The sequence below is a fragment of the Sphingomonas sp. TF3 genome (assembly GCF_003985085.1).
In the GTDB taxonomy this organism is placed as follows: Bacteria; Pseudomonadota; Alphaproteobacteria; order Sphingomonadales; family Sphingomonadaceae; genus Sphingomonas.
The window spans coordinates 138,702-164,641 of the sequence record NZ_RWKS01000006.1; the positions used below are offsets into that span (position 1 = coordinate 138,702).

The 25,940-nt window shown below is 64.4% G+C and carries 31 protein-coding genes and 1 tRNA gene; 18 read left to right on the plus strand and 14 right to left on the minus strand.

Annotated elements, in window-relative coordinates; all coding sequences use genetic code 11:
• Nucleotides 1-45 precede the first annotated feature (45 nt).
• The 3 genes from EJC47_RS07140 (at nucleotide 46) to EJC47_RS07150 (ending at nucleotide 2,298) form a co-directional block, all read left to right on the plus strand.
• Entirely contained in the window at nucleotides 46-633 is a 588-nt protein-coding gene (locus EJC47_RS07140) for a hypothetical protein (RefSeq protein WP_185867582.1), read from the plus strand.
• Nucleotides 634-1,371: 738 nt separating this feature from the next.
• Entirely contained in the window at nucleotides 1,372-1,836 is a 465-nt protein-coding gene (gene dksA / locus EJC47_RS07145) for an RNA polymerase-binding protein DksA (RefSeq protein ID WP_126846366.1), read from the plus strand.
• 81 nt (nucleotides 1,837-1,917) lie between these two features.
• Nucleotides 1,918-2,298, plus strand: a complete 381-nt coding sequence (locus EJC47_RS07150) for a PilZ domain-containing protein (protein WP_033965977.1) — start codon at nucleotides 1,918-1,920, stop codon at nucleotides 2,296-2,298.
• Nucleotides 2,299-2,350: 52 nt separating this feature from the next.
• Here the strand turns inward: EJC47_RS07150 and EJC47_RS07155 are convergent, their stop codons facing one another.
• Nucleotides 2,351-2,506, minus strand: coding sequence for a YdcH family protein (locus tag EJC47_RS07155; RefSeq protein ID WP_081988780.1), 156 nt, complete (start codon nucleotides 2,504-2,506; stop codon nucleotides 2,351-2,353).
• Between the two features lie 175 nt (nucleotides 2,507-2,681).
• Here EJC47_RS07155 and EJC47_RS07160 point away from each other — a divergent pair, with 175 nt between their 5' ends.
• Both EJC47_RS07160 and EJC47_RS07165 read left to right on the plus strand, forming a co-directional pair.
• Nucleotides 2,682-2,879 carry a YdcH family protein gene (locus EJC47_RS07160; protein WP_033965978.1) on the plus strand — a complete coding sequence of 66 codons (198 nt, stop codon included), beginning with the start codon at nucleotides 2,682-2,684 and terminating at the stop codon, nucleotides 2,877-2,879.
• Nucleotides 2,880-2,997: 118 nt separating this feature from the next.
• The gene (locus EJC47_RS07165) at nucleotides 2,998-3,435 is read left to right on the plus strand and encodes a DUF1465 family protein (protein WP_231565226.1); all 438 of its coding nucleotides are present in this window, start codon (nucleotides 2,998-3,000) and stop codon (nucleotides 3,433-3,435) included.
• 44 nt (nucleotides 3,436-3,479) lie between these two features.
• On the opposite strand, the gene EJC47_RS07170 is transcribed toward EJC47_RS07165, so the two are convergent.
• Nucleotides 3,480-4,439, minus strand: coding sequence for an NAD(P)H-dependent flavin oxidoreductase (locus EJC47_RS07170; RefSeq protein WP_033965979.1), 960 nt, complete (start codon nucleotides 4,437-4,439; stop codon nucleotides 3,480-3,482).
• A 106-nt stretch (nucleotides 4,440-4,545) separates the two neighbouring features.
• Between EJC47_RS07170 and EJC47_RS07175 the strand changes: the two genes are divergently transcribed.
• Complete coding sequence (locus EJC47_RS07175; protein WP_126846367.1) at nucleotides 4,546-7,152, plus strand: M1 family metallopeptidase; 2,607 nt, start codon at nucleotides 4,546-4,548, stop codon at nucleotides 7,150-7,152.
• On the opposite strand, the gene EJC47_RS07180 is transcribed toward EJC47_RS07175, so the two are convergent.
• Nucleotides 7,149-7,673: a gamma carbonic anhydrase family protein gene (locus EJC47_RS07180; RefSeq protein ID WP_126846368.1), complete on the minus strand. Its 525-nt coding sequence runs from the start codon at nucleotides 7,671-7,673 to the stop codon at nucleotides 7,149-7,151. The genes EJC47_RS07175 and EJC47_RS07180 overlap by 4 nt on opposite strands.
• 90 nt (nucleotides 7,674-7,763) lie before the next feature.
• Between EJC47_RS07180 and EJC47_RS07185 the strand changes: the two genes are divergently transcribed.
• A complete protein-coding gene (locus EJC47_RS07185; protein WP_185867583.1) occupies nucleotides 7,764-8,213 on the plus strand; it encodes a YaiI/YqxD family protein in 450 nt (149 codons plus the stop codon).
• Here the strand turns inward: EJC47_RS07185 and EJC47_RS07190 are convergent.
• Nucleotides 8,210-9,058: a class I SAM-dependent methyltransferase gene (locus tag EJC47_RS07190; protein ID WP_126846369.1), complete on the minus strand. Its 849-nt coding sequence runs from the start codon at nucleotides 9,056-9,058 to the stop codon at nucleotides 8,210-8,212. The two genes, EJC47_RS07185 and EJC47_RS07190, sit on opposite strands and share 4 nt — an antisense overlap.
• 42 nt (nucleotides 9,059-9,100) lie before the next feature.
• Between EJC47_RS07190 and EJC47_RS07195 the strand changes: the two genes are divergently transcribed.
• From EJC47_RS07195 to EJC47_RS07215, 5 genes are all read left to right on the plus strand, one after another.
• Nucleotides 9,101-9,826 carry a ComF family protein gene (locus EJC47_RS07195; protein WP_126846370.1) on the plus strand — a complete coding sequence of 242 codons (726 nt, stop codon included), beginning with the start codon at nucleotides 9,101-9,103 and terminating at the stop codon, nucleotides 9,824-9,826.
• Nucleotides 9,827-9,872: 46 nt separating this feature from the next.
• On the plus strand, nucleotides 9,873-10,130 hold the full coding sequence (gene grxC, locus EJC47_RS07200; protein WP_126846371.1) for a glutaredoxin 3: 258 nt from the start codon (nucleotides 9,873-9,875) through the stop codon (nucleotides 10,128-10,130).
• Nucleotides 10,127-10,948 carry a carbon-nitrogen hydrolase family protein gene (locus EJC47_RS07205; RefSeq protein ID WP_126846373.1) on the plus strand — a complete coding sequence of 274 codons (822 nt, stop codon included), beginning with the start codon at nucleotides 10,127-10,129 and terminating at the stop codon, nucleotides 10,946-10,948. The genes grxC and EJC47_RS07205 overlap by 4 nt, the downstream gene beginning before the upstream one ends.
• Complete coding sequence (locus EJC47_RS07210) at nucleotides 10,945-11,409, plus strand: DUF1178 family protein (RefSeq protein WP_126846374.1); 465 nt, start codon at nucleotides 10,945-10,947, stop codon at nucleotides 11,407-11,409. The genes EJC47_RS07205 and EJC47_RS07210 overlap by 4 nt, the downstream gene beginning before the upstream one ends.
• Before the next feature lie 35 nt (nucleotides 11,410-11,444).
• Nucleotides 11,445-11,521: transfer RNA gene (locus EJC47_RS07215), tRNA-Arg, on the plus strand.
• An 11-nt stretch (nucleotides 11,522-11,532) separates the two neighbouring features.
• On the opposite strand, the gene EJC47_RS07220 is transcribed toward EJC47_RS07215, so the two are convergent.
• The 7 genes from EJC47_RS07220 to EJC47_RS07250 form a co-directional block, all read right to left on the minus strand.
• Complete coding sequence (locus tag EJC47_RS07220) at nucleotides 11,533-12,336, minus strand: TrmH family RNA methyltransferase (protein ID WP_126846375.1); 804 nt, start codon at nucleotides 12,334-12,336, stop codon at nucleotides 11,533-11,535.
• A gap of 108 nt (nucleotides 12,337-12,444) precedes the next feature.
• A complete protein-coding gene (locus tag EJC47_RS07225) occupies nucleotides 12,445-12,717 on the minus strand; it encodes an HPr family phosphocarrier protein (RefSeq protein ID WP_126846376.1) in 273 nt (90 codons plus the stop codon).
• A complete protein-coding gene (locus EJC47_RS07230) occupies nucleotides 12,717-13,124 on the minus strand; it encodes a PTS sugar transporter subunit IIA (RefSeq protein ID WP_033965982.1) in 408 nt (135 codons plus the stop codon). Before EJC47_RS07230 ends, EJC47_RS07225 begins: the two co-directional genes overlap by 1 nt.
• A 13-nt stretch (nucleotides 13,125-13,137) precedes the next feature.
• On the minus strand, nucleotides 13,138-14,076 hold the full coding sequence (rapZ, locus tag EJC47_RS07235) for an RNase adapter RapZ (RefSeq protein ID WP_185867584.1): 939 nt from the start codon (nucleotides 14,074-14,076) through the stop codon (nucleotides 13,138-13,140).
• Nucleotides 14,076-14,501, minus strand: a complete 426-nt coding sequence (locus tag EJC47_RS07240) for an HPr kinase/phosphorylase (protein ID WP_033965963.1) — start codon at nucleotides 14,499-14,501, stop codon at nucleotides 14,076-14,078. Before EJC47_RS07240 ends, rapZ begins: the two co-directional genes overlap by 1 nt.
• Nucleotides 14,498-16,102 carry a sensor histidine kinase gene (locus tag EJC47_RS07245; RefSeq protein WP_126846378.1) on the minus strand — a complete coding sequence of 535 codons (1,605 nt, stop codon included), beginning with the start codon at nucleotides 16,100-16,102 and terminating at the stop codon, nucleotides 14,498-14,500. The genes EJC47_RS07240 and EJC47_RS07245 overlap by 4 nt, the downstream gene beginning before the upstream one ends.
• Entirely contained in the window at nucleotides 16,071-16,778 is a 708-nt protein-coding gene (locus EJC47_RS07250; protein ID WP_010402796.1) for a response regulator transcription factor, read from the minus strand. The genes EJC47_RS07245 and EJC47_RS07250 overlap by 32 nt, the downstream gene beginning before the upstream one ends.
• A gap of 178 nt (nucleotides 16,779-16,956) precedes the next feature.
• Here EJC47_RS07250 and EJC47_RS07255 point away from each other — a divergent pair, with 178 nt between their 5' ends.
• The 3 genes from EJC47_RS07255 to EJC47_RS07265 are packed head-to-tail and all read left to right on the plus strand — an operon-like array spanning nucleotide 16,957 to nucleotide 19,434.
• Entirely contained in the window at nucleotides 16,957-18,564 is a 1,608-nt protein-coding gene (locus EJC47_RS07255) for a phosphoenolpyruvate carboxykinase (protein ID WP_126846379.1), read from the plus strand.
• Nucleotides 18,565-18,611: 47 nt separating this feature from the next.
• On the plus strand, nucleotides 18,612-19,067 hold the full coding sequence (locus EJC47_RS07260; protein WP_126846380.1) for a hypothetical protein: 456 nt from the start codon (nucleotides 18,612-18,614) through the stop codon (nucleotides 19,065-19,067).
• A gap of 37 nt (nucleotides 19,068-19,104) precedes the next feature.
• Nucleotides 19,105-19,434 (plus strand): hypothetical protein, encoded by a 330-nt coding sequence (locus tag EJC47_RS07265; protein ID WP_033965966.1) that lies wholly within the window; start codon nucleotides 19,105-19,107, stop codon nucleotides 19,432-19,434.
• 14 nt (nucleotides 19,435-19,448) lie between these two features.
• On the opposite strand, the gene EJC47_RS07270 is transcribed toward EJC47_RS07265, so the two are convergent.
• Together EJC47_RS07270 and EJC47_RS07275 are read right to left on the minus strand one after the other, a co-directional pair.
• Complete coding sequence (locus EJC47_RS07270; RefSeq protein WP_126846381.1) at nucleotides 19,449-19,898, minus strand: NfeD family protein; 450 nt, start codon at nucleotides 19,896-19,898, stop codon at nucleotides 19,449-19,451.
• A complete protein-coding gene (locus tag EJC47_RS07275) occupies nucleotides 19,895-20,866 on the minus strand; it encodes an SPFH domain-containing protein (protein WP_033965968.1) in 972 nt (323 codons plus the stop codon). The genes EJC47_RS07270 and EJC47_RS07275 overlap by 4 nt, the downstream gene beginning before the upstream one ends.
• A 203-nt stretch (nucleotides 20,867-21,069) precedes the next feature.
• Here EJC47_RS07275 and EJC47_RS07280 point away from each other — a divergent pair, with 203 nt between their 5' ends.
• Entirely contained in the window at nucleotides 21,070-21,963 is an 894-nt protein-coding gene (locus EJC47_RS07280; RefSeq protein ID WP_185867585.1) for an HpcH/HpaI aldolase/citrate lyase family protein, read from the plus strand.
• Between the two features lie 63 nt (nucleotides 21,964-22,026).
• On the opposite strand, the gene EJC47_RS07285 is transcribed toward EJC47_RS07280, so the two are convergent.
• On the minus strand, nucleotides 22,027-23,217 hold the full coding sequence (locus EJC47_RS07285; protein ID WP_126846382.1) for an acetyl-CoA C-acyltransferase: 1,191 nt from the start codon (nucleotides 23,215-23,217) through the stop codon (nucleotides 22,027-22,029).
• A gap of 461 nt (nucleotides 23,218-23,678) precedes the next feature.
• On the opposite strand from EJC47_RS07285, the gene EJC47_RS07290 reads away from it, so the two are divergent.
• Both EJC47_RS07290 and EJC47_RS07295 read left to right on the plus strand, forming a co-directional pair.
• Entirely contained in the window at nucleotides 23,679-24,800 is a 1,122-nt protein-coding gene (locus EJC47_RS07290) for an MFS transporter (RefSeq protein WP_221885163.1), read from the plus strand.
• Entirely contained in the window at nucleotides 24,800-25,903 is a 1,104-nt protein-coding gene (locus tag EJC47_RS07295) for an FAD binding domain-containing protein (RefSeq protein WP_249340782.1), read from the plus strand. The genes EJC47_RS07290 and EJC47_RS07295 overlap by 1 nt, the downstream gene beginning before the upstream one ends.
• Nucleotides 25,904-25,940 lie beyond the last annotated feature (37 nt).

The window sequence follows — 25,940 nt, forward strand, 5'->3', positions numbered from 1 at the left end:
GAACTGCTGCTGCTCGACCCGTTGGAAGAACTCGCGGACGACACGTTGCCGCTCGACGAAGACGAGACGTTGCCGCTCGACGCCGAGGACACATTGCCGCTCGAGGAGGAGGAAACGTTTCCGCTCGATGCCGAGGAAGAGGAAACGTTCCCGCTCGAAGATGACGAGGACGAGGACGACACGTTCCCGCTCGACCCGCCTGATGCGGAGGATACGTTGCCGCTGGAACCGCCCGAGCCGCCAGACGCCGACGACACGTTGCCGCTCGACGAAGATCCACCGGTGGACGAGGTGCTCGACACCGTCGCACCGCCCGTGCTGGTGGAGGATCCGCCCGAACCGCCCGACGAAGATGTGCTGCTCACTGCGCCGCTGGAGGACGTGCTCGAAACGCTGCCGCTCGACGTCGACGATCCGCCCGTCGACGTGGAACCTCCGCTGGTGGACGAACTGGTGGAAGATCCACCGCTCGATGTCGAGCCGCCGGACGAGGTCGAAGAAATCACGATGCTGCCACCGCCGCTGCTGCCACCGCCGCCAAAGAACCCGCCGGCGAAGAAGCCGCCGCCGCCGAAACCGCCACTGCCGCCGATCACGGTCGTGCCGCCACCACCGCCACCGGAGCCGGAATAGGGTGGCGCGACCGGCACGGGATCGCCCTGCGCGGTCATATAGACGACCTGCGGCTGGGTCGTCGTGGTGGTTTGGGTAACGACCTTGCGAACGCGCGCCCCGACTCGCCCGACACGCGCACCACCTGCGGCGACGGTCGTGGTGCGTCGCACGATTCGCTTGGTTACCTTGTGGGTATAAGCGCCGCGCGCCCGTGCGCTGTCGGCCACGTGAACGGCTCCCCCGCCGACAATCGCACCTCCACAGGCACATGCACAGAGTTTCGCCAAAGCCATCCGGACGGACATGATGCTATTCTCTCATTAACGGCGCAGGTGTCGCGTAGACGACACATTCCACTCAGACATACATTCGGTATTCCGCAAAGTGCCCAACAAAGCGTTAAGTGCAATTGCATTAACCAACTTTTTCGTGATCATTCTGCAACAAATGCTGACTAAGCAGTGTGGAGCATGGTTAATGTTTCATTATGGAACGACCTCGATGTTAACATTTTTTAAGCGCGCAGAGGTGAAAGCCCGTTCCTGATCCTGCGTCCGCGGTCGTTTAAAGCCCGAAAGGCGCGGGCGAGAGTCGGGCATCGCCAATTTCGGCCAATCCGATATTCGCGCACCGCACGGCATCAGGATTGCTTGTGGTGCTTCAATGGCATGGCTATAGGCCCGCATCAGGTGGGTTGACCTTGGCTCGGTCCGGAGGTGCGCAAAGCATCGGGTGACCGTGAGGGGAGAGAGTGGGATGGCGACTGTCTTGAATAGATTGGACGATTCCGAAAAGTTCGCGGTACCGCAGGTCGGTAGTGACGACGGCTACCGGCCAAGCGCCGACGAGGAGTTCATGAACCCCCGTCAGCAGGCGTATTTTCGCGCAAAGTTGCAAGGCTGGAAGGATTCGATCCTGCGCGAGGCAGCGGGTACGCTCTCGCAGCTTCAGGTCGATACCCTGCGGGAGGCAGATCTTACCGACCGGGCGTCCAGCGAGACCGATTGGTCGATCGAACTGCGCACCCGGGACCGGCAGCGTAAGCTAATCTCCAAGATCGAGGCCGCAGTGCGTCGAATCGATGAAGGGGAATATGGCTATTGCGAAGTGACCGGCGAGCCGATCTCGCTGGCTCGCCTGGAAGCGCGGCCGATCGCGACGATGACGGTCGAGGCCCAGGAGCGTCACGAACGGCACGAAAAGATTTCGCGCGAGGATTGAGCGAACGGTCGCTGCCTTAAGATGTTGGATACCATTGCGCGAGTAGTCTTGCCGCGAACCAAGATCGGCAATTTGCACGCAATGGACCAATATTCGCAAGATCCGCTCAGTCCCTCATTCGATGAAGGGGCGCATAACCGTCAGGACACGCGCGACAGCTTGTTTCTGATGGCGGATTTTCGCGTGGCTGGGCAAAGCGCTACTCACTCGGTGCGGGTTCGCAACCTTTCTGCCGGGGGGTTGATGGCAGAGTTTCCAGACGGCTTGGCGCAAGGCCTGCGAGTCGAGTTCGACGTAAGGGGTGTTGGTTGGGTGCCCGGGCAAATCGCTTGGTCGGCAGCCGGACGCATCGGAGTCGCGTTCGATCGTCAGATCGATCCGCTGCTCGCGCGAAAGCCGGTCGGTCAGGGCGGGCAGACACCCGTTTTCGTGAAACCGATTTTCCCGCGCGCGCTTCGCTAATCGAGAGGTCGGTTGGTGACCCGGACGCGCCTGCGTCCGGGCCCGTCTCACGCTAGATTTGCGCAAGTTCCTGCTTGATTCGAAGCTTTTGTTTCTTTAGCGCGGCCAGTGTCGCGGTGTCCGGCAACGGTCGCTGCGTTTCGGCGGCGATCTGGCGATCGAGGACTGCATGCTTGGCCGAAAGGGCCGAGTGATGCGCGGTCTGCATGGGATGCGTACCTCCTTCATGTGCTGTTTGGGGTAGCCAATAGAACATGCGGAGCGCCGCTTGTCTCTCCCCAATTATAACGAAGTACGATGTGCGCACCGATTCGCGCGACAGGTCGATTTTATCCGTGCTGCGCGTCTGTGATTTGCTAAGGCGAGGCATCGAAGGGGGCACGATGGACGAAAGCCTGATCGCAAAACGGCTGGAGGTGTTACGCGTCGAACATCGCGATCTCGATTCTGCGATCGGGGCCTTGATCGGTTCGGGTGCGCTCGATCAGCTTCAATTGGCACGCTTCAAGAAACGCAAGCTGCGTCTGCGCGATGAAATCGCGATGCTCGAAGATCAACTCGTCCCGGACATTATCGCGTAAGGCGATGGCGTTCCCGAAGTGGGACAAGCGACAAATGGGGCGCGCGCCACAAGGCGCTACCGTTAAGGTTTTGTATATGTATGGTGGTGGCATGGGGTCCCCAGCCTATGATTCGCGCATGCAGCGCCGCGTTATCGACACGCTGTACATCGATGCCATGGTCCTGGCGGATGAGGCGCGCAGCTATTTCGACGAAGGCGGCCGCTCGGATCGCGAAGCCCTTGATCCGCTCGCGCGTGTATCGTTCAGCTGCGAATCGTTGAAGGTCACCACGCGGTTGATGCACGTCATCGCCTGGTTGTTGACCCAGCGCGCGGTTGACGCGGGCGAGATGGCACCGCGCGAGGCGCTGGATGAGTCGCGTAGATTGGGGGCTGCCCCGATGTCCGAGAGCGCGGTCGTCCAATCGATGCCTGCGACCGCTCAAACGCTGATCCTTGCGAGCATCGATCTTCACCGGCGTGTCGCGCGGCTGGACCAAATCCAGGCGGCCGAGATCGAGAGCTTTGAGAGCCCCGCCCGCACGATGCAGGATCGTCTCGCGCTCGCCTTCTGAGTCGCGGTCGCCCGGTCGCGCGCCCTAATAGAGCTACAGCAGAGCTACAGCTTCAGGCGTTCGCGTGCGGCACGATATTGGCGCTCCAGCCGGTCGACCATGTCGGCAACGGGCTCGACTCGGTCGATGACCCCAATGCCTTGGCCAGAGCCCCAAATTTCCTTCCACGCCTTGGGCTTCGCTCCGTTGCCGGTGCCGAAATCCATGGTTTTGAGGTCCCCCTCCGGCAGATTGTCGGGGTCCATCCCGGCCGCGACGATCGACGCGCGCAGGTAATTGCCATGCACGCCTGTGAACAGGTTTGAATAGACGATGTCGGCGGCCTTGCCCTCGACGATCCCCTGCTTGTACGCGGCTTCCGCATTCGCCTCGACACTCGCGATGAAGGGCGAACCGATATAGGCGAAGTCGGCACCCATCGCTTGCGCCGCCAGAATGGCGTCTCCCGTCGCGATCGATCCCGAAAGGGCGAGCGGGCCATCGAACCATTGGCGGATTTCCTGGATGATCGCGAAGGGCGACAAGCGACCGGCATGGCCGCCCGCACCCGCTGCCACCGCGATCAGGCCGTCCGCGCCCTTTTCGATCGCCTTGCGCGCGAAGCGGTCGTCGATCACGTCGTGCAGCGTGATGCCGCCCCAACTGTGGACGGCGGTGTTCAAATCCTCGCGCGCGCCAAGCGAAGTGATGACGATCGGCACTTGCCACTTGGCGCAGGTCGCCAGATCGGCCTCCAGCCGCTCATTCGAGCGATGGACAATCTGGTTGACCGCGAACGGCGCGGCCGGGCGTTCGGGATGTGCGCGATTATGGGCGGCGAGCTCTTCGGTGATGCGGTGCAGCCACTCGTCGAGCAATCCCTGCGGACGCGCATTAAGCGCCGGGAAGGACCCGACGATCCCCGCCTTGCATTGCGCGATGACCAGTTCCGGCCCGGAGATGATGAACAGCGGCGAACCGATGACCGGGAGCCGCAACGATGCGAACAAGGGGGGAATGCTCATGTCCGTTTCATAGCGCAACCGAAACGCCTGTCCAGCGGCGTTGATTTGCCACGGCGCACGAAAGGGTTATGGGGCGGAATTCTGCGTTTGTTTCCGGAGCACCCTAGTGAAGCTGACCCTTGCCGCCGCCTTGTTGATTGGAGTCGCGTCGCCCGCCTTTGCGGTCGGTCAGTTGCCGGAAGGCGTAGCACCCGTCTCGTATGACATCGCCATCCGCCCAGATGCCAAAGCGATGACGTTCTCGGGCGAAGAAACCGTTACGATCTCTGTCGCGCGAGCAACCAAGACGATTGTGCTGAACGCGGCGGACCTCAAAATTACCGGGGCGACCCTCGACGGAACAGCGGTTCCGTTCACGCTCGACACCGGTAAGCAGCAATTGACGCTGACGCTGCCGACGCTCGCGCCGACCGGCCAACACCGCCTGCATTTCGCCTGGACGGGCACGATCAATACCTCGGCGTCGGGCCTGTTCGCGATCGACTATACCAATCCGGACGGATCGACCGCGCGGATGCTGGCCACGCAGTTCGAGGCCCCCGATGCCCGTCGCTTCGCGCCGATGTGGGACGAGCCACAGTATAAGGCGACCTTCACGCTCTCGACCGTGGCACCCGCCGCGCAGACCGCCTTTTCCAACATGCCCGCCACGAGCATGACCCAACAGCAGGACGGGACCACGCTCTATCGGTTCGCGGAAACGCCCAAAATGTCGAGCTACCTCCTGTTCCTCGGAATGGGGGACGTCGAGCGCAAGACGGTGATGGCGGGAAAGACCGAAATTGGCATCATCACCCGGCGCGGGGTGGCGGATCAGGGCGATTACGCGCTTGCCCAGGCCAAGCGCCTGCTGACCTATTATAACGATTATTTCGGTCAGCCTTATCCCTTGCCCAAGCTCGACATGATTGCCGGCCCGGGTTCGAGCCAGTTCTTCGGCGCGATGGAAAACTGGGGAGCGATTTTCTATTTCGAGCCCGAGTTGCTGTACGACCAGAAGCGCGCGACGCAGAGCGGCAAGCAGCGCATCTTCACCGTGGTTGCGCACGAAATGGCGCACCAATGGTTTGGCGATCTCGTCACCATGAAATGGTGGGACGACCTGTGGCTCAACGAGGGCTTCGCCTCTTGGATGGAAAACAAATCGAGCATCGATCTCAACCCCGATTGGAATGCGGCGGCGACGGCGGTGGCGCAGGACCGTGAAGCCGCGTTGCAGGCGGATTCGACCTCGGGCACGCATCCGATCATCCGCCATGTCGAAACCGTCGACCAGATTGGCGAGGGGTTTGACGGGATCACTTATGCCAAGGGCCAGGCCGTCATCGGCATGATGGAGTCGACGCTGGGGGCAGACACCTTCCGCGACGGCATCCGCCGTTACATGGCGAAGTACAAATATTCGAACACCGTGACCGACCAGCTTTGGACTGAATTGTCGGCGGCTGCGGGCAAGCCGGTGGCGGATATCGCGCATGATTTCACGCTGCAGCCGGGCGTGCCGCTCGTCACCATGACCAGCGCCCGTTGCGTCGGCGGAGAAACCAAGGTCACTATGACGCAGGGACGTTTCGCTTATGACGGCAGCGCCAAGCAAGTGCTGACATGGCATGTTCCGCTGACGCTTGGTGTGGTTGGGAAACCAGTGGCGCGCGCGATCGTGCGCGGTGCCAAGCCGACCACGGTCACCGTGCAGGGATGCGGCACCGTGGTGCTCAATCGCGACGAGGGCAGCTATGCGCGCGTGGCCTATGATGCGTCGGCGCACGCGGCGATCGTCCGCGATTTCGCCAGCCTTGCGCTGACCGACCAGCTCGGCACGCTGGGGGATGATTTCGCTCTGGCGAAGGGCGGCAATCAGCGGCTCGACCGTTATTTCGCCGATGTCGGAGCGATCGAACCCGGTGCCAATCCCCTCTTGTGGCAGACGCTCGCCGGGCAGCTATCCGACCTGGGCGGGCGCTTGCCCAAGGGGGCGGCCAAAACCGCGATGCGCGCGCGCATCGTCACGACGCTGGCACCGGCGCTGGAACGCGTCGGGTTCCAGGCCAAGCAGGACGAATCGCCGCTGATCTCCACGCTGCGCGAAACGCTGATCGCGGTGCTGGGCGACAATGGGGACCCCGTCGTCGCCGAGAAGGCACGGCGCTATGTCGCCGCGCTGGCGACCGACACCAACGCGATCCCGGCGGCGATCCGGCAACCGATCCTCGGCACCTATGCCACGAACGCGACCCCTGCCGAATGGGACGCGCTGCTGAAGCTGACGCTGGCCGAAAAGAACCCGGTGGTGAAAAACGGCTATATACGCTTGCTGGGCTATAGCGATGACGATGCGCTGGCCCGTCGCGCGCTCGGCCTGCTGTCGACCGGCGACCTGACCACACCACAAAAGGCCAGCTTGTTGCGCTCGGTCGCGAGCAGCCATCCCGACATGGCGTTCGACTTTGCCGTCAGCAATCTCGCGCTGGTCAATACGCTGGTGGAAACCAGCAACCGGGCGGGCTTCGTGTCCAGCCTGGGGGCCGGTTCGGACGATCCGGCGATGCCCGCCAAGATCACCGCCTTCGCTGCCGCCAATCTGCCGCTCGCCGCACGCGGGGCCGCCAAGGCCACGGTTGCGACGATGGCGGCGCGCCGCCTCGTGAATGCGCGCATTCGCGGCGACATCGCCGCCTGGGCGACGCGTGGCGGCGGCAAAAGCGGGTCTTAATCGACTCGCTTCAACCCGGCGGCATATTTGCGGCCGTTGGCGACATAATGTTCGGCGGAGACGCGCAGCATCGCCTGCGCGTTTTCGTCGAGTTCGCGCACCGCACGGGCGGGGCTGCCGACGATCAGGCTGCCCGGCGGGAACACCTTGCCTTCGGTGACCAGCGCGCCTGCGCCGACAATCGAGCCTGCGCAGATCTCCGCCCGATTGAGCACCACCGCGCCCATTCCGATCAGCACGCTGTCGCCGACGGTACAGCCGTGCAGGATCGCGTGATGGCCGATCGTGCAATCCTCGCCGATCGTCAGCGGCGCGCCGGGATCGGAATGGCACATCGCGCCTTCCTGGATATTGCTGCGCGCGCCCACCACGATCGGCGTATTATCGCCGCGGATCACCGCGCCGAACCAGATGCTGACATCGGGGCCGAGCTGTACATCGCCGATCAGTTCGGCGCTGGGTGCGACCCAGGCATTGTAGCCTAGCGTGGGCCGCAGCCCGTCGATTTCATAGAGCGGCATCTCTCGGTCTCCTGGGCGCGGTTTCTCCCCCCGATGCCAGCACGACGGGTTCCTGTCGATCCGGCGCGGCTTTTCGCCTAGGCGCACAGCATGAGCCTGCACATCTATGTCGACGCCGATGCCTGTCCGGTGAAGGACGAAATCTACAAGGTCGCGCTGCGGCGGTCGGTGGCGGTGACCATCGTCAGCAACAGCCCGATCCGCATTCCCGCCCATCCGTTGCTGTCGCGCATCGTGGTCGGCGACCGCTTCGATGAGGCGGATGACTGGATCGCTGAACGTGCCGATCGCGCGAGTGTGGTCATCACCAACGACATCCTGCTCGCCGATCGCTGCCTGAAAGCAGGGGCCAGCGTGCTTGCGCCCAACGGCAAGCCGTTCACCACGGCGTCGATCGGCAATGCGATCGCGGTGCGCGCGATCATGGCCGATTTGCGCGCGGGCGGCGATGTCGTCGGTGGGCCCGCGCCCTTCGCCAAGGCCGACCGTTCGCGCTTCCTCTCGGCGCTCGACGAAATGCTGGTGCGGCTCGCGCGCTAGGCATCGCTCGGCGGAAAGCGCCGCAGCGCGCCTTCGAGCGAGGCCGTCGCGCTGCCGCGGCGCGCCGGTTGCGGTTGCGTCGGGGCCGGGGACCAGCCGGTCAGATAGAGAATGTCGAATCGCTCAGGCGTCTTGCCGTCGGGATCGGCCCGCTCAGTAAAAAGTTCGGCCGCGCGCGCGAGCGTATCGCGGCGCAGCGGTGTGCGGTCGCGCAGGATATTGGAGGCACCCATGCCGCGCAAATCGCGCAGCAGCCCGCCGATCCCGCGATAGCGGACGGTCAGCGGCTCGATATCCGCCACGGGCAGCGTGAAGCCTGCGCGCATCAGTAAATCGCCCGCCGAGCGCACATCGACTTGCGGATGGATGCGCGCCGCCGGGCGATCCCGCTCCGCCTCGCGCAGAACGCTGCGCAAGGTGGATAGCGTACCCGCGCCACAGAAGGCGGCGAGGAACAGGCCGTCGGGTCGAAGTGCACGCCGGGCGAGCGTGAGCGCGCCGGGCAAATCGTTGACGCTGTCGAGCACGCCTGCCGAAACCACCAGGTCGAACGATTCGGCGGGGAAGGGGAGGCGATCCTCGTCCGCCTGCACCCCGCCGGATTGGACAGCAAACAGCGCGCCCGCGTCGCACCGCGTGACCTTTGCCCCCGCTGGAACGGGCAAGGCCCCGTCGAAGCAGCCGAGATCGAGCATGTCGGTGAAACGATGGGTCACGCTCGCCAGCCGTTCCGCAATCCCGTCGAGCATCGCCGCGCGCAGGAAATCAAACTCGGCGAAGGTCGGCGCGGCGCGGTCGCGGTGGAGGCGGCGCGCGGCGCGGTCGAAGATGTCGGGGACGCTCATCGCGCGGCTTGTGCCGCTCTAGAGGGCGGGCGACAAGGGGGCGTGTCGCCTTGGCTCGCCCCGTTGCGCTTGATCGCCGATTTCGCGCTGCCGCCGCGCTGCCCCGGGTGCGGTGCGGTGACGGGGGAGGATCATCGCTTCTGCGCCACCTGTTGGGGGGCGCTGCGCTTTCTCGCGCCGCCGTGGTGCGCAACCTGTCACACCCCATTCGCTTATGATCGCGGGGCAGAGGCGCAGTGCGCGGCCTGCATCGCCGATCCGCCACGTCATGCCGGGGTGCGCGCCGCGGTGGCCTATGGCGATGTCGCGCGCACGGTGGCGCTTCGGCTGAAATATGGCGGGCGCACCGCCTTTGCCGAGACCGTCGGGCGGCAAATGGCGCGGCTGCTGCCGGAGGATGCCGATGTGCTGGTGCCGGTGCCGCTCCACCGCTGGCGTTTGTGGTCGCGCGGTTTCAACCAGGCCGCGCTGATCGCCACCGCCTTAACGCGCGTGAGTGGCATCGCCCACGATCCGCTGCTGTTGCGCCGCGCGAAGGCCACGCCACCACTGCGCGCGATGGGGGCAAAGGCGCGCGCGCGGGCCGTCGCCGGGGTGTTCCGCGTGATCGACCCCAAGGCGCGGCTGCCCGGCAAGGCGGTGGTGTTGATCGACGACATCTACACCAGCGGTGCGACCACCGACGGCTGCGCCGCCGCCTTGCTGCGCGCGGGCGCGGCGAAGGTCACGATCCTGTGCTGGGCACGGGTCATCGATTCGACCGATTGATGCGCCCGACATTGACAACCACCCACGCACCCCACATTTCTTCCGGATGCCTAAGATTGAAATCTACACCAAAGCCTTCTGCCCATATTGCTCGCGCGCGCTGAAGCTGCTCGCCTCCAAGGGCGTCACGCCCGAGGAATATGACATCACCATGGGCGGCCCCAAGCGCGCCGAGATGCTCGAACGCGCCAACGGTGGCACCACCGTTCCGCAGATCTTTATCGACGGTCGCCATGTCGGCGGGTCGGATGATCTGGCCGCGCTGGAGCGTGCCGGGGAATTGGACGCTTTGCTCGCAGTATGAAGATCGCGCTCGCCCAGGTCACCAGCGGGATCGATCCCGTTGCCAATGCCGAAACGCTCGTCGCGGCGGTGGCGGAGGCGGCGCGGGGCGGCGCGACGATGCTGTTCACCCCCGAAATGTCGGGCTTGCTGGATCGGGACCGCGCGCGCGCCGCACAGGTCTTGCGCAGCGAAGCGGACGATGTCGTGCTGGCCGCGGTGCGTACCGCAGCGGCGGAACACGGCATCTGGGTTCATATCGGGTCGCTGGCGGTATTGGGGGAAAGCGGGCGGCTCGCCAATCGGGCGTTCGTGATCGACGACCATGGCGAAATCCGCGCGCGGTACGACAAATTGCATTTGTTCGACGTGGATTTGCCGACCGGTGAAAGCTGGCGCGAATCCGCAAGCTACGCACCCGGTGAGGGCGCGGTGGTGGTGCAGACCCCGGTCGGCTCGCTGGGCCTGTCGATTTGTTACGATCTGCGCTTTGCCGATCTGTACCGTGCGCTGAGCAACGCAGGCGCGACCGTGCTGGGTGTGCCCGCTGCCTTTACCCGTCCGACCGGCGCGGCGCATTGGCACGTGCTGCTGCGCGCCCGCGCGATCGAGGCCGGGGCCTATGTTATCGCGGCCGCGCAGACCGGCGTCCATGCCGATGGTCGGGCAACCTATGGCCATTCGCTGGTGATCGACCCGTGGGGAGAGGTTATCCTCGATATGGGCGAGACGGCTGCTTTGGGCTTTGCCGAGATCGATCCGGCGCGTGTCGCCGATGTTCGCGCGCGCATTCCGGTGCTCGCGCATCGGCGCGCGATCCCGGAGGTCGAATCGGCGTGATCGTGTTCGATCTGCGCTGTCGTCAGGCGCATGTGTTCGAAGCCTGGTTTGGCTCAACTACTGCGTTCGAGGATCAGCAGGCGCGAGGCCTGCTCGCGTGCCCGATCTGCGGTGATGATGAGATCGTCAAGGCCGTGATGGCCCCGAATGTGGGCACAAAGGGCAACAGCCGCAGCGTTCCGGCGCCAAACGTCCAGGCGGCGGCTCCTCCAGCCCTCACCCCGGAGACGATGAAGGCCGCACTCCACGCGCTCGCGCAGGCGCAGGCGCAGGTGCTTGAAAAGTCGGAATGGGTCGGGCGCGCCTTTGCCGATCGCGCGCGCGCAATGCATGTCGGGGAAACCGCCGCGACGCCGATCCACGGCGAAACGACCCTGGCCGAGGCGAAGGCGCTGGTCGAGGAAGGCGTACCGGTCGCGGCCTTGCCGTTCCCGGTAATTCCACCCGATACGGTCAATTGATTTCGTCAGCGCCGCACAGTACCACCGCGCGCGGCGCCCCCGTAGCTCAGTCGGATAGAGCGACGGTTTCCTAAACCGCAGGCCGGTGGTTCGAATCCACTCGGGGGCACCAGCCTAAATCGGTCACGTACCCCGGCTTTGCGCCAGCACCTCATAGGCCATCACTGCGGTCGCGACCGCCGCATTCAGGCTGTCGGCTTTGCCCAGCATCGGGATCTTCACTAACAGATCGCACTGCGCCGCATAAGCATCGGGCATGCCTTGCGCTTCGTTGCCGGTCAGCAGGAAGGTCGGGGCGGTGTAGCTGGCGGCGCGATAGTCGCTGTCGGCGTCGAGGCTCAACCCCACCAATTGCCCCGGTCCACTGCGCAACCACTGCGTGAACTCCGCCCATTCGCACTGCACGACGGGCACGGTGAACAAAGCGCCCATGCTTGCGCGCACGGCTTCGACCGAGAAGGGATCGACGCATTCGCCGATCAGAATCAGGCCGCCTGCACCGACCGCATCGCCGGTGCGCAGGATCGTGCCGAGGTTACCGGGATCGCGCAGTCGCTCGGCCACCAGCCAGATCGCCGCGCTCGAGCGATCGAGGCTGGCCAGATCGCGCGTAAATTCGGGGAAGACACCGACCACAGCTTGCGGATTGTCCTTGCCCGATAGTTTGGAGAGGATGTCGGGCACGGTCTCGATCGCTTCGCCGCCCGCCGCCTCGACATCGACGACCAAAGCCTGCACCAGCGGATGCGCCGCGCTGTCGCGGGCGAAGAACAAATATTGGGGAATACGCCCGGCTTCGCGCGCCTCGGTCAGGATGCGCAAGCCCTCCGCCAGGAACAGCCCTTCCTCGCGGCGATGCCGCTTCTCGCGCAGCAAGCGCACGCGCTTGATCAGCGGGTTGGAATAAGCCGTGATTTCACGCGGCATTACAGGCGCTCCGGTGCGGCGGCGGGAGCAAGGCAGGGGATGTCGACGTCCATTCCCGCCACATGCCCTCCGCCAGCGCTGCCCGCAAGCGGGGGCTGTGCGGGTCGGTCAATCCTCGCCGAACTTGGCTTCGACCAGGTCGCACAGCGCGCTGACGGCCGTCTCGGCATCTTCGCCGTCGGCGGAGATCATGATCGTGTCGCCCATCGCTGCGCCGAGCATCATCAGGCCCATGATCGACGTGCCCGTGACAGAGCCCGCACCGTCTTTTTCGACCAGCACTTCGCACGGTTGCGCCGCCGCCAGCGTCACGAACTTAGCGCTCGCTCGGGCATGGAGCCCGCGCTTGTTGGTGATCAGGACGCTGCGGCTGACGGCCATCAGGCCGCCGCCTCGCCCAACACCTCGGATGCGACCGAAATATATTTGCGACCCGCCTCGCGCGCGGCAGCAACGGCATCGACGACCTTCATCGACTTGCGCGCCGATTCGAGCCGGATCAGCATCGGCAGGTTGATCCCCGCAATCACCTCGATCCGCCCGCGTTCGAGCAGCGAAATAGCGAGATTGGAGGGCGTGCCGCCGAACAGATCGGTAAGCAGGATGACGCCGCGCCCGGCATCGACACGGGCGATCGCGGCGGCAATGTCGTTGCGCCGCGCCTCCATATCGTCGTCCGGACCGATCGCGACGGTGGCAACACGCTCCTGCTTGCCCACGACATGTTCCATCGCGGTCACAAATTCGTCGGCCAATCGGCCATGAGTCACGAGAACAAGCCCGATCATCGCTCCGCCCAGCTCATGCAACACGCGCCCCATTATTTTGCGTCTCGTCCGGCGCGCCTTCCAGCGAGTCCTGGGGAGCAGCGTCAAGATCTCGATGCGAGACCGTGGGCGAAAATCCCTCCGCGCGCAACCTGGCACCTACCCGCTCTGTCACATGCACCGAGCGATGCCGCCCGCCGGTGCAGCCGAACGCGACGGTGACATAGGATTTTCCTTCGGCTCTGTAGCGCGGAAGCAACAGCAGCAGCAGCGACTCGATCTGCCCGACTGCGGATTCATAAGCAGGGTCTGCTGCGACATAGGCGGCGACATCGGCGTCCAGCCCGGTACCGGGGCGCAGCTGCGGCACCCAGTGCGGGTTGCGCAGGAAGCGCATATCGAAAACGAGGTCAGCGTTGCGGGGCAGGCCGCGGGCGAAGCCGAACGAGGTTACGGAAAGCGTCGGTTGCCCCAGCCGTTCACCGGAAAACGTGGTGCGGACCTGCTGTGCCAGTTCATTGGCGGACAGCGTGGTCGTGTCGATCAATCGGTTGGCCCATTGGCGAATCGGAGCCAGCAATTCGCGCTCGCGCGCGATGCCGTCCGCCGCTGGGCGGTCCAGCGCCAAGGGGTGGCGGCGGCGGGTTTCCGAATAGCGCCGCTCCAGTTCGCTACCGGCGCAGTCCAGGAACAAGGTGCCGATGTCGTGGCCGTGAAGTTTCCGCAGCCGCTTGATCCGTTGGACGATCCGTTCGGGATCGAAGTCCCGTGTGCGCGCTCCGATGCCAAGCGCAAGCGGCTGGCCTGATTGGCCGGCTCCGTTCGGGAGCGGCGTGTCCAGCAACCGATCCAGCAACAGGAGCGGGAAATTGTCGACGACCTCCCACCCGAGATCCTCGAGCGTTCGGAGCACCGTCGACTTGCCGGCACCCGACATGCCAGTGACGAGCAAAATGTCCTTCGGGTCACGCATTATAGTTCCTTTGTAGCGCGGTGCAGCGCTAATTCCACCTTGATCGGGGCAGATTGTTCGAAGGCTTCAAGCTTGGTTTCGGGCAGATCGACCCCCGCGATGGTCATTACGGTCTGGCGCAGCGGCATCCGTTCGACGGCACCGCCCAGATGCACCACGAGCGCGGCGGCGACATTGTCGATATGCGGAATCGCGACGATGCCGATCCCGCGAACTTCGATCTTTCCGACAATCGTTTCTGGAGCCGAGGCAAACAGCGCACCGTCGCGAACCTCAAGGATCGTGTAATCGTCGCTGATCAGATTTGCCCCACGATCAATCAGGCGCAAGGCGAGGTCGGACTTGCCCGAGCCGGACGGCCCCATCAGCAGCACCGCGTGACTGCCGATCGCAACAGCGGTTGCATAAAGCCGAATCTGCTTCACGTCGCGTTCCTCGCCGGAAGGCGGACGACCAGACGGGCACCCTCCGCGCCGTCGCTACGACTCTCGACATTGATCGTCCCTTGGTGGGCCTCGACGATCGTGCGCGCGATAGCAAGGCCCAAGCCGGAATGCTTTCCGAACGCTTCGCCCGCTGGGCGCAAGGACTGGAATCGACGAAACACCTGCTCGCGCGCGCTTTCCGGAACGCCGGGCCCCTGATCCTCCACCGAAACCGTCAAAATGTCGTGATCGCGCGACGCCGTAATCGTGATGACACCGCCTTCGGGTGAGAAGGAAACTGCATTTTCGATAAGGTTTTCCAGCACACGTTCCAGGCGCCCGCCTTCTCCGAGCACGATCAGGGGTTCGGCAAGCTTGTTGTCGAACCAGATCCGAATGCCGCGCTCGATCCCGCGCGCGTCGCGGCTGGCGATCAGTGCCATGATCATCATGCCCAGATCGACAGGCTCGAACTTCGCGCGGCTCAATTGCGCGTCCAGGCGTGAGGCCTCCGCGATGTCGGTGATCAGCCGATCGAGCCGCTGGACATCATCACGAACGATCGCCAGCAGACGATCCTGCAGCGCGGGATCCTTGACCATCGCCATGCCCTCGACGGCGGAGCGCAATGAGGCGAGGGGGTTTTTCATCTCGTGCGTGACGTCGGCGGCAAAGGCCTCGATCGCGTCGATCCGCGCGCGCAGCGCGAGGCTCATGTCGGAGAGCGCACGCGCCAACATGCCGATCTCGTCGCGGCGCTCGGGCAGGCGCGGAACCACCACTTCGCGCGCGCGCCCAAGCCGCACCCGCACCGCCGCGCGTGCGAGCCGCCGCAACGGTCGCACGATCGTGCGTGCGAGAAACAGGGAGAGCAACACCGACACGATCGCGACGATCAGCAAGACCACGCCAAGGCGAAAGCGCTCGACCCGCACGGTTTGCGTGATGTCACGGGCGTTGATCGTGCTCATCACCACGCCGCCGCCCGGAAAGGCCGAGGCGGCGGTGATGACGGGCGTGCGATCGGGCGCGCGCCATACCGTCGCGGCGACCTTCGGCTCGGCACGCGCGGTGCGCACGTCGGGCCACGCCATTCCACTGGTTCGCTCGCGATAGAGTGGTGCGCGCGGTGCCCCGACCACGGTGTCGATGACCGCGTCCAGAAAGCGCGCTGCAGCCTGCTGCCAATCCTGTTTGTCGGGGTCTTGCAGCACGAAATTGCGCAGTCCCATCGCGCGCGTGTCGATGATGAGCTTCGCGTCCTTGTCATAAATCCGCAAGCGTGCGCCCATGTCCTGTGCCAGCTTCAGCGCGAGGTCGGGACGCTGCTTCTGCGGCACCGCGACGATCGCCTCGGCGACCAGGCGGGCCTCGCGGATCGATTGGGTGACGCGGCCGTCGACGATGCGGCTGCGGTAGGAATCGAGATAGAAGAACCCGCCAGCGAGCATCGCGAGCGCGAAGACGTTCACGAACAAAATGCGGGGTGTAAGTGAAACGCGCGCCGACCAGCGCAGCGACAGCGCGCGCGCATCCTCCTCGTCACGGGCCAGATCGATACCGACGGCGCTATTCCTCGGAGAATCGATATCCGGCTCCATAAAGCGTCTCTATCGCATCGAAGTCGGCATCGACCTGGCGGAACTTGCGCCGCACGCGCTTGATGTGGCTGTCGATGGTACGATCGTCGACATAAATGTCGTCATGATAAGCCGCGTCCATCAACTGGTTGCGGGTTTTGACGATGCCGGGGCGCTGCGCCAGCGTTTCCAGGATCAGGAACTCGGTGACGGTCAGCGTGACGGTATCGCCATTCCAGGTCACGCGGTGCCGCGCGGTGTCCATCGCCAGTCGGCCGCGCACCAGCGATGTCTCCGGGGTTGCCTCACCGTCGCCCGCGCCGCCCTGCGCAACTTCGGTGCGCCGCAAGATCGCCCGAATCCGCGCGATCAACAACCGCTGCGAGAACGGCTTGGCGATATAATCGTCCGCCCCCATTGCCAGGCCAAGCGCCTCGTCGAGCTCGTCATCCTTCGAGGTCAGGAAGATCACCGGTAACATGCTCTTCTCGCGCAGGCGGCGGAGCAGTTCCAACCCGTCCATGCGCGGCATCTTGATATCGAGGATCGCGATGTCGGGCGGGTTGTCGATCAGCGCCTTCAGCGCCGTCTCGCCATCCGAATAGACCCGCGTGACAAAGCCCTCGGCCTGAAGCGCGATCGAGACCGAGGTCAGGATATTGCGGTCGTCATCGACCAAAGCAATCGTTGCCGTCATCGGGCGGGATAGATCCTTGTCATTCGTGAGTCGACGTAATCGATTACACCCGTAGCCTCAATGCACGCTGAACAGAGCGCGTTTGACCGCGGGCAAGGCCAACGATATGCGCCACGGTGCAAAAGCATAAAATGCGAGGTCAATTGGCCCGCATGGGACATTGAGGAGACCCCACGCAATGAGCGACCGTACCCCGACCGCAGGGCTGGAGGCCCAGGGCATCGAGACCCGCGCCAACCTGCACTGGAACCTTGTCACCGCCCGCCTGATCCAGTCCGCCATCGCGCGCGGGGAGGGAAAACTGTCGGCCGATGGGCCGCTCGTCGTGGAAACCGGCGCGCATACCGGGCGCTCCGCACAGGACAAGTTCATCGTCCGTGATGCCGAAACCGAGAGCACCGTATGGTGGGGCAAAAGCAACAAGGCGATGTCGCCGGAGCATTTCGCTGTCCTGAAGGCCGATTTTCTGTCCGCCTTGCGGGACAAGGAGGATCTGTTCGTTCAGGATCTGTTTGGCGGTTCGCAGCCCGAGCACCGCGTCAACGTGCGCGTGATCAACGAGCTGGCCTGGCATAACAGCTTCATCCGCACGATGCTGGTGCGCCCGGAGGAATCGGAACTGCGCGGTTTCGTGCCCGATTACACGATCATCGATTTGCCCAGCTTCCGTGCCGACCCCGCGCGGCATGGCTGCCGCAGCGAAACCATCATCGCGGTAAACTTCACCGACAAATTGATCCTGATCGGCGGCACCAAATATGCCGGCGAGATGAAGAAATCGGTGTTCAGCCTGCTCAACTATCTGCTGCCGCCGACGGGCGTGATGCCGATGCATTGCTCGGCGAATATCGGCAAGGATGGTGACACCGCCGTATTCTTCGGCCTGTCGGGCACCGGCAAGACCACGCTCAGCGCCGATGCCAGCCGCACGCTGATCGGTGATGACGAGCATGGCTGGTCCGACACCGCCGTCTTCAATTTCGAGGGCGGCTGCTACGCCAAGATGATCCGCCTGTCGGCCGATGCAGAGCCCGAGATCTTCGCCACCACCAAACGCTTTGGCACCATCCTCGAAAACGTGGTGATGGACCCGGTGACGCGCGTGCTCGATCTCGACGATGCGAGCCTCGCGGAAAACAGTCGCGGGGCCTATCCGATCGACTTCATCCCCAACGCGTCCGAACACAATATGGGGCCGGTGCCGCGCAATGTCGTGATGCTGACGGCGGACGCCTATGGCATCTTGCCGCCGATCGCCAAGCTGACCCCGGAACAGGCGATGTACCACTTCCTGTCCGGCTACACCGCGCGCGTGGCCGGGACGGAAATTGGCGTGACCGAGCCCGACGCGACGTTCTCGACTTGCTTTGGCGCACCGTTCATGGCGCGGCATCCCTCGGTCTACGGCAATTTGCTCAAGGAGCGGATCGCCAAGGGCGGGGTCGATTGCTGGCTGGTCAATACCGGCTGGACCGGCGGGAAATACGGCGTCGGCAGCCGTATGCCGATCAAGGCGACGCGGGCGCTGCTCAACGCGGCGCTCGACGGCAGCCTGAACGGCGTGGAATTCCGCACCGATCCGAATTTCGGCTTCAAGGTGCCGGTGGCGGTGCCAGGGGTGGACAGCGCGATCCTCGATCCGCGGGCAACCTGGGCCGACAAGGCGGCCTACGACGCCACGGCGGCAAAATTGGTCGATCTGTTCGTGGAAAACTTCGCGCAATTCGCCGATCATGTCGATGAAGGGGTGCGACAATCGGCCCCGAAGGTTCACGTTCCCGCCTGATGGCCCGGTCTTCGGATCGGGCGCGCCCAACCGGAAAGCCCGATCCGATGACCCAATTGCCTTTTCGCCCATTCCCCGACGATGACGCCATTCGCCGCGTCGGGGAGGGGCTGCTCGACCACAGCCTGCCGCGTGCCGAGTGGACGCATGAGGCGCATCTCGCCGCGACCACGTGGCTGGTGCGCGATCGTCCGGACATCGCCATCGATGTCGAAATTGCCGCTATCATAAGTAGCTACAACGTCGCGGTCGGCGGGGTGAACGACGACACCCAAGGATATCATGAGACGATTACCCGCGCCTACCTCAGTGGTGTGTGCGCCCATGTTGCAGCGCGACCGTCCGGGGAGACGCTGGTCGCGTGCGTTAACGCCCTGCTTGGATCACCGGCAGGACAGCGCGATTGGCCACTACGCTTTTATTCGCGCGATCGATTGTTTTCGGTGGCCGCGCGACGCGGTTTCATCACGCCCGATCTCGCGTCGCTGCCGGGCGCATGCTAATCTTGCTATGCTCGGATCAGCTCGAAAGGATGCACATATGGGATTGCTCGACGGACTGCTCGCCCAAGTCACTGAAAATGTCGACGTAAAGAACCTTGCCGCGAAGGTCGGGCTGACGCCGGAGCAAGTCGAATCGGCAATCACCGCGCTGGGCCAGGCCCATGCCGCGCCGACCGATACGGCCACGACTGCGGCCGAGACGACTGGCCTCCCCGTAGACGTGCTGCAGCAGATCATCGGCCACATCGGCGGTGAAGGGGCGCTCGCCCAATTCGCGACGCTTTTGGACGGTCCGCTTGGGAGCGCTGGCAAGGGCGCGCTTGGCGAACTCGAAGGGCTCGCCGCCAATTTCTTCGGCAAGAAATAACGCGACGGGCAGCGTCAGGCGGGCTCGACCCGCAGGACGCTGCCATCCGCGCCGACGATCCGCACCGTCGCGCCTGCGGCGGTATCCGGCCCGGTTGCGCTCCACGCGCCATCGCCAACCGTCACCCGGCCCTCGCCATCGACGATCGCTTCGCAAACCACGACACGCTTGCCGATCAGTCGGGCCGCGCGATCATTGAGGAGCGGGTCGGCCGAGGACCGGTCCGACTGGCGATACCAACGCCACCCAAGCGCCACCAGCGCCCCGGTCACCACCGCAAATATCAACGCCTGGACGATCACCGGCAAGCCCGGCGCGATCAGCGCGACCACGCCGACACTGGCGGCACCGGCTCCCAGAAAAATCAGGAAAAAGCCAGGTGCCAGCATCTCGGCAATGACCAGCGCGAGCGCCGCCGCAAACCACAGTGCACCATCGCTCCATGCCACGCCGAACAGCATCATTGCGGCTTGTCCTCAAACGGTCCGCGCGGCCGCGGCGTAGCGGGAGCCGGCGGCGTCGGACTGCCCGAAATCGCCTCGCGCGCCAGCTCGCCAATCCCGCCCAGCGTCCCCATCAGCTGAGTCGCTTCGACCGGGAACAGGATCGTCTTGGCATTCGGAGACGTGGCGAACTTGCCGATCGCCTCGACATATTTCTGCGCGATGAAATAATTGATCGCCTGAACGCTGCCGCTCTCGATCGCGTCGGACACCGCCTTGGTCGCGCTCGCCTCGGCCTGGGCGGCGCGCTCGCGCGCTTCGGCATCCCGGAAGGCGGATTCGCGACGACCCTCGGCCTCGAGGATCTGCGACTGTTTGGCCCCTTCGGCGCGGTTGATCGCATTCTGCCGCGCCGCTTCGGACTCGAGGATCGTCGCGCGCTTTTCGCGCTCGGCCTTCATCTGGCGCGTCATCGCGTTGACGATGTCGGCAGGCGGGCGGATATCCTTCAATTCGACGCGGGTGATCTTCACACCCCAGCTTTCGGTGGCATGATCGACCACCATCAGCAGCCGCGTGTTGATCTCATCGCGCTTCGACAGCGTCTCGTCGAGATCCATCGATCCCATCACGGTACGCAAATTGGTCGTCGCGAGCTGCATGATTGCGAGGTAGAGGTCGCTCACCTCATAGGCGGCCTTGGCGGCGTCGAGCACCTGGAAGAACACCACGCCGTCGACCGCGACCATCGCATTGTCCTTGGTGATGATCTCCTGTCCCGGAATATCGAGCACCTGCTCCATCATGTTCACTTTGCGACCGATCTGGTCGAACAGCGGCACGATGAAGGTGAGCCCGGGTTGCGCCACAGCGGTGAACTTGCCGAAGCGCTCGATCGTATATTGATAGCCCTGGCGCACCACCTTCATGCCGAGCATGAGATAGAGCAGGACAACGACGACCAGCAGCCCTGCAATGACGAGTGCCATGAAATACCCCCGGAGCGGCGACCGCACGGGCGCGGACGCGACGTGGCACCGTTCTAGCAGATCGGGCGCGGTGGGGTAGGGGAATATAACGGTGGCACCGACACCCTATCGCCCGATCTCGCTTCGATGCAGCGGGTGTTATCAAACGCGGCCATACACCGTATGCGACTTGGCTGTTTCGATACCGTGGGAAACCCTGAACAATGAGCGATGTGCCGTCCGATATCCCCGAAGTGCTGACGATGCGCTCCTGGTTGTTCGCGCCAGGCGATAGCGAACGTAAGCTGGCCAAAGCGATTGCGAGTCCGGCCGACATCGTCCTGCTGGATCTGGAAGACGCGGTGACGCCCGAAAACAAGCCGCTCGCGCGGCAGGTTGTTCACGATGCCTTGCAGGCGAACGCGGCGGGCCGATCGCGCTTGTGGGTGCGGATCAATCCGCTCGACGGCACTGCTGCGCTTACCGATCTGGCCGCGATCATGCCTGCCCGTCCCGGCGGCATCATGGTACCCAAGGTCAACGGGCGGGAGGATGTCGAGCGGCTCGATCATTATCTCAGCGCGTTCGAGGCGGCGCACGGCATCCCGGCGGGGTCCACCCCGGTCATCGCGCTGGTCACCGAAACCGCCGCCGCCATGTTCCGCACCGGCGACTATAAGGGTGCGCCGCGCGTCGTGGCGTTGACCTGGGGAGCGGAAGATTTGGCGGATTCGATCGGGGCCAGCGACAATCGCAACGCCGATGGCAGTTATGGCTTCACCTATGAATTGGCGCGCTCGCTGTGCCTGCTCGGTGCGGTGGCGGCGGAGGTCGCGGCGATCGAAACGATCCAGGGCGATTTTCGCGATCTCGACTTGCTCAAAGCGCGGGCGGAAAAGATGCGGCGCGATGGTTTTCGCGGGATGCTCGCCATCCACCCCGCCCAAGTCGACGTGATCAACGCCGCCTTCACGCCGACTGCGGAGGAAATCGCCGAGGCGCAGGCGATCGTCGATCTCTTCGCCGCCAATCCGGGCGTCGGCGCGATCGGGTATAAGGGCGGAATGCTCGATCGCCCGCATTTGTCGCGCGCAAAGCAGCTTTTGCGGCAAACCTGACCGCCTATCATCAGGCCGACGCCGGGCCCCCGCGCCCTTGCGTCGGCCTTGCCGATGCGCGGCTTACGGGTGGATCAGCTCAACCGCGATTGCGGTCGCCTCGCCGCCGCCGATGCACAAGGCGGCAACGCCCTTTTCGAGTCCCCGCCGCTTCAACGCCGCGACCAGCGTGGCGATGATCCGCGCGCCGCTGGCACCAATCGGATGGCCGAGCGCGGTCGCGCCGCCATTGACGTTCAGCTTCTCGCGCGGAATGGCCAGTTCGCGCATCGCGATCATCGCCACGGTGGCGAATGCCTCATTGACCTCGAACAGATCGACGTCGTCGACCGACCAACCGGCGCGCTCCAGCACTTTGCGGATCGCCGCGACCGGCGCGGTGGTGAACAAAGCCGGGGCATGGGCGTGTGCCGCGGTCGCGACGATTCGCGCCTCCTGCGACAGGCCGTGCTGTTCGGCCACGCTCGCCCGCGTCAGCACCAGGGCGGCCGCCCCATCGGAAATGGAAGCGGAGGTAGCAGCGGTGATCGTGCCGTCCTTGGCGAAAGCGGGGCGCAGGCTGGGGATTTTCTCGGGCTTCGCCTTACCGGGTTGTTCGTCTTCGCTGACGACGACATCGCCGCCGCGGGTCTTGACCGTGACCGGAACGACTTCGTCGGCAAAGCCGCCGCTAGTGATCGCCGCGTTGGCGCGAGTCAGGCTTTCGATCGCGAAACTGTCCTGCTCGGCGCGGGTAAATTGATAGGCGGTGGCGGTATCCTCGGCAAAGGCCCCCATCGGTTTGCCCCTGTCATAGGCATCTTCCAGACCGTCCATCATCATCGAATCGATGACGACGTCATGGCCAATCCGCGCGCCCGAGCGGTGTTTTGCCAGCAGGAACGGCGCATTGGTCATGCTCTCCATACCGCCGGCCACTACTACGTCGACGGTGCCCGCCATCAGCGCTTCGGTCGCCATGATGGTCGCCTGCATGCCAGAGCCGCACATCTTGTTGATCGTGGTTGCTTCTACAGAATCGGGCAGCCCCGCGCCGAGCGCCGCCTGGCGGGCGGGGGCCTGGCCCAGGCCCGCAGGGAGCACGCACCCCATATAAATCCGATCGATGCTGTTCGGGTCGACCTGCGCCCGCTCGACTGCCGCACGCACCGCCGTCACGCCGAGTTCAACCGCGGTGACGCCGGAAAGCGCCCCCTGAAAGCCACCCATTGGCGTACGGGCGTAGCTGGCGATGATGACGGGGTCGTTAGGCATGGATCTTCCTTTTAAACATCAGAAGGCGCGGGCGAGGGGCATTCTCTCGATAGCGGACATGGGCTCATAGCGGCAGCGTTGCCAGACATCGCGGCAAATTTCGCGAGCTTCCGAGCTTTCTTCGCCGATTTAATGGCAGGCTTGCGCCCAGCCCGACGACGAGATTGTGGTGCAGCCGCACGACTTCCTGATCGCGAAGCGGCGTCCCTTGCGCCGTTTCTCCGACGGGGCTGATGGAAGAAAATGGTCGTAACATTCTGAATATTAACAAATATTTTAGGTCATATGTAAGTATGGGTTCGCGCGGGGCAAGAGTTGGGTAAAATCCTGTCTTGAACCGCGACAGGATGTGAATGATGACTGATATTCAGAGGGCCAGCCGTACCCCGGAGGAGCGGATCGCCGATGCTGAATCGACCAGCGCGCCGAGCCTCCCGTTAACGCGCGGTGCCACCTTTGCGATGGCGGCCGCAGCCGGGATCGGGGTTGCCAATATCTATTACAACCAGCCGATGCTGGGCATCATCGAACGCGAGTTTCCGGGCGCTGCGGCCGGCATGATCCCGACGGCGACCCAGCTCGGTTATGCGGTCGGCCTGTTCCTGCTCGTGCCGCTGGGTGACCTTGTCGAGCGCAAGCGCCTGATCCTGTTGCAATTCGGTGTGCTGGCGCTGGCTTTGGTCGCCGCTGCGATTGCCCCGACGGTTATCCTGGTGATCCTCGCCTCCTTGCTGGTCGGTGCTGCCGCGACGGTTGCGCAGCAGATCGTTCCGTTTGCCGCCCATCTGGCTGCGCCCGAACGCCGCGGCGCGACCGTCGGCACCGTTATGTCGGGGCTGTTATGTGGCATCCTGCTCAGCCGCACGTTGGCCGGGTTCGTCGCGACGCACGCGGGGTGGCGTGCGATGTTCTGGCTCGGTCTGCCGATGGCGCTGTCCGCTGGTGCGATGATGGCGTTCTCGCTGCCGCGCAGCAAGCCCGACTCGACCCTGCGCTATGGAGCATTGATGCGCTCGCTCGTCCATTTGTGGCGCGAGTTCGGCGCGCTGCGGCTGGCGGCGGTAACGCAATCGCTGCTGTTCGCCGCGTTTACGGCGTTTTGGACCATCCTCGCGCTGCGGCTGCAGGAACCGCGCTTTGGCCTTGGGGCCGAAATCGCCGGACTCTTTGGCGTCGTTGGTGCGGTCGGCATCCTTGCGGCACCGATTGCAGGGCGGATCGCCGATCGCCACGGGCCGCACCAGGTGATCGCGATTGGCGCGCTGCTGACGCTGCTTTCCTGGTTGATCTTCGGCGTGTGGACCTCGCTGGCCGGCTTGATCGTCGGCGTCATTCTGCTCGACTTCGCCGTGCAGAGCGCGCTCGTCTCCAATCAGCATATTGTCTACGCCTTGCGGCCGGAAGCGCGCTCGCGGTTGAACACCATCTTCATGGGGGCGATGTTCCTTGGCGGCGCGGTCGGCTCGGCCGCCGCGATGACCGCGTGGAAGGCGGGGGGCTGGGACGCCGTCGCTGCCCTTGGCGGCGCGTTCGCACTGGTTGCGGTCGCGCTGCAGATCGCCAGCCTGCGCAGAAAGCACTGATGATGCGGATCGTGATCGTAGGCGGGTCGCTCGCAGGTCTGTTCGCTGCAGGGCTGCTGCGAAAGGCCGGGCACGATGTCCAGGTCTATGAGCGTTCGCGCGCCGGGCTTGCCGGGCGCGGTGCTGGACTGGTTCCGCAGGAAGAGGTGTTCGTCGCGCTTCGCGCGCTTGGGCTTGATGATCTGGCAACCATCGGTGTGATGGCGCGCGAGCGCATTTTCCTGGATCTTGATGGCACCATCACCGGGCGCGTCGCCGCGCCCCAGATGCAAATCTCCTGGGACCATCTTTATACCGGATTGCGCGACGTGCTTTCGACATCGGACTATCATGTCGGTCGCGATGCGGTGCAGGCAGGAACCGACGACAGCACGGCATGGGTGCAGTTTGAAGACGGAACGCGCGTAACCGCCGATCTGGTCATCGGTGCCGACGGGATCGGGTCGACGGTCCGCGCGGCCGTGATCGGAACCGCGCAACAGGCGACCTATACCGGCTATGTCGCCTGGCGCGGGTTGGTCCCCGAAAGCGCGCTTCCCGACAGTGCCGCGCAAACGCTGCTCGACCGGTTCGCCTTTTACACGGGCAATCGATCGCAGGCGCTCGGTTATGTCGTCCCCGGGCCGAACGGTGAATTGGAGCCGGGGATGCGGCGGTACAATTGGGTCTGGTATCGGCGCGCGGACGATCTCCAGCGCACGCTCGCAGACCGCACTGGCCAGGTTCATGCGTTCTCCCTTGCTCCAGGACAGCTTTCCGAGCCGGCAAAGTCTGATCTGCGGTCTGCCGGTTCGGCGCAGCTTCCGCCGCAGTTTCACGATGCGCTGCTGGCCGAGCCAAACCCGTTCGTTCAGGCGATCTTCGATTATGAAACCCCGCAAATGGCGCGCGGACGGCTGGTACTCATCGGTGACAGCGCCTTTGTGGCGCGCCCGCACACGGCGATGGGCGTGGCAAAGGCAGCGGGCGATGCGCTGGCGCTGACAAGCGCATTGGCCGAAGCCCCCATCGAAGCGGCGTTGCAGCGCTATCAACGGGCGCGCCTGCGGATCGGCCACGCGATCGTCGACTTCGGGCGGCGGCTCGGCACGTTCATGGAGTGAGGGGCCGCCGTGACATTCCCCGGGGGAGCAGACCTGC

Excerpts from the sequence above, each read along its gene's own strand:
- EJC47_RS07280 (WP_185867585.1), top strand. The coding sequence starts at position 21,070 with ATGAGCGATGTGCCGTCCGATATCCCCGAAGTGCTGACGATGCGCTCC.
- grxC (WP_126846371.1), top strand. The coding sequence starts at position 9,873 with ATGCCTAAGATTGAAATCTACACCAAAGCCTTCTGCCCATATTGCTCG.
- EJC47_RS07265 (WP_033965966.1), top strand. The coding sequence starts at position 19,105 with ATGGGATTGCTCGACGGACTGCTCGCCCAAGTCACTGAAAATGTCGAC.
- EJC47_RS07155 (WP_081988780.1), bottom strand. The coding sequence starts at position 2,506 with ATGCAGACCGCGCATCACTCGGCCCTTTCGGCCAAGCATGCAGTCCTC.
- EJC47_RS07190 (WP_126846369.1), bottom strand. The coding sequence starts at position 9,058 with ATGAGCGTCCCCGACATCTTCGACCGCGCCGCGCGCCGCCTCCACCGC.
- EJC47_RS07290 (WP_221885163.1), top strand. The coding sequence starts at position 23,679 with ATGGCGGCCGCAGCCGGGATCGGGGTTGCCAATATCTATTACAACCAG.
- EJC47_RS07255 (WP_126846379.1), top strand. The coding sequence starts at position 16,957 with ATGAGCGACCGTACCCCGACCGCAGGGCTGGAGGCCCAGGGCATCGAG.
- EJC47_RS07205 (WP_126846373.1), top strand. The coding sequence starts at position 10,127 with ATGAAGATCGCGCTCGCCCAGGTCACCAGCGGGATCGATCCCGTTGCC.
- dksA (WP_126846366.1), top strand. The coding sequence starts at position 1,372 with ATGGCGACTGTCTTGAATAGATTGGACGATTCCGAAAAGTTCGCGGTA.
- EJC47_RS07285 (WP_126846382.1), bottom strand. The coding sequence starts at position 23,217 with ATGCCTAACGACCCCGTCATCATCGCCAGCTACGCCCGTACGCCAATG.
- EJC47_RS07295 (WP_249340782.1), top strand. The coding sequence starts at position 24,800 with ATGATGCGGATCGTGATCGTAGGCGGGTCGCTCGCAGGTCTGTTCGCT.
- EJC47_RS07230 (WP_033965982.1), bottom strand. The coding sequence starts at position 13,124 with ATGATCGGGCTTGTTCTCGTGACTCATGGCCGATTGGCCGACGAATTT.
- EJC47_RS07160 (WP_033965978.1), top strand. The coding sequence starts at position 2,682 with ATGGACGAAAGCCTGATCGCAAAACGGCTGGAGGTGTTACGCGTCGAA.
- EJC47_RS07220 (WP_126846375.1), bottom strand. The coding sequence starts at position 12,336 with ATGCCGCGTGAAATCACGGCTTATTCCAACCCGCTGATCAAGCGCGTG.
- EJC47_RS07170 (WP_033965979.1), bottom strand. The coding sequence starts at position 4,439 with ATGAGCATTCCCCCCTTGTTCGCATCGTTGCGGCTCCCGGTCATCGGT.
- EJC47_RS07225 (WP_126846376.1), bottom strand. The coding sequence starts at position 12,717 with ATGGCCGTCAGCCGCAGCGTCCTGATCACCAACAAGCGCGGGCTCCAT.
- EJC47_RS07185 (WP_185867583.1), top strand. The coding sequence starts at position 7,764 with ATGAGCCTGCACATCTATGTCGACGCCGATGCCTGTCCGGTGAAGGAC.
- EJC47_RS07250 (WP_010402796.1), bottom strand. The coding sequence starts at position 16,778 with ATGACGGCAACGATTGCTTTGGTCGATGACGACCGCAATATCCTGACC.
- EJC47_RS07275 (WP_033965968.1), bottom strand. The coding sequence starts at position 20,866 with ATGGCACTCGTCATTGCAGGGCTGCTGGTCGTCGTTGTCCTGCTCTAT.
- EJC47_RS07270 (WP_126846381.1), bottom strand. The coding sequence starts at position 19,898 with ATGATGCTGTTCGGCGTGGCATGGAGCGATGGTGCACTGTGGTTTGCG.
- EJC47_RS07180 (WP_126846368.1), bottom strand. The coding sequence starts at position 7,673 with ATGCCGCTCTATGAAATCGACGGGCTGCGGCCCACGCTAGGCTACAAT.
- EJC47_RS07245 (WP_126846378.1), bottom strand. The coding sequence starts at position 16,102 with ATGGAGCCGGATATCGATTCTCCGAGGAATAGCGCCGTCGGTATCGAT.
- EJC47_RS07150 (WP_033965977.1), top strand. The coding sequence starts at position 1,918 with ATGGACCAATATTCGCAAGATCCGCTCAGTCCCTCATTCGATGAAGGG.
- rapZ (WP_185867584.1), bottom strand. The coding sequence starts at position 14,076 with ATGCGTGACCCGAAGGACATTTTGCTCGTCACTGGCATGTCGGGTGCC.
- EJC47_RS07260 (WP_126846380.1), top strand. The coding sequence starts at position 18,612 with ATGACCCAATTGCCTTTTCGCCCATTCCCCGACGATGACGCCATTCGC.
- EJC47_RS07165 (WP_231565226.1), top strand. The coding sequence starts at position 2,998 with ATGCAGCGCCGCGTTATCGACACGCTGTACATCGATGCCATGGTCCTG.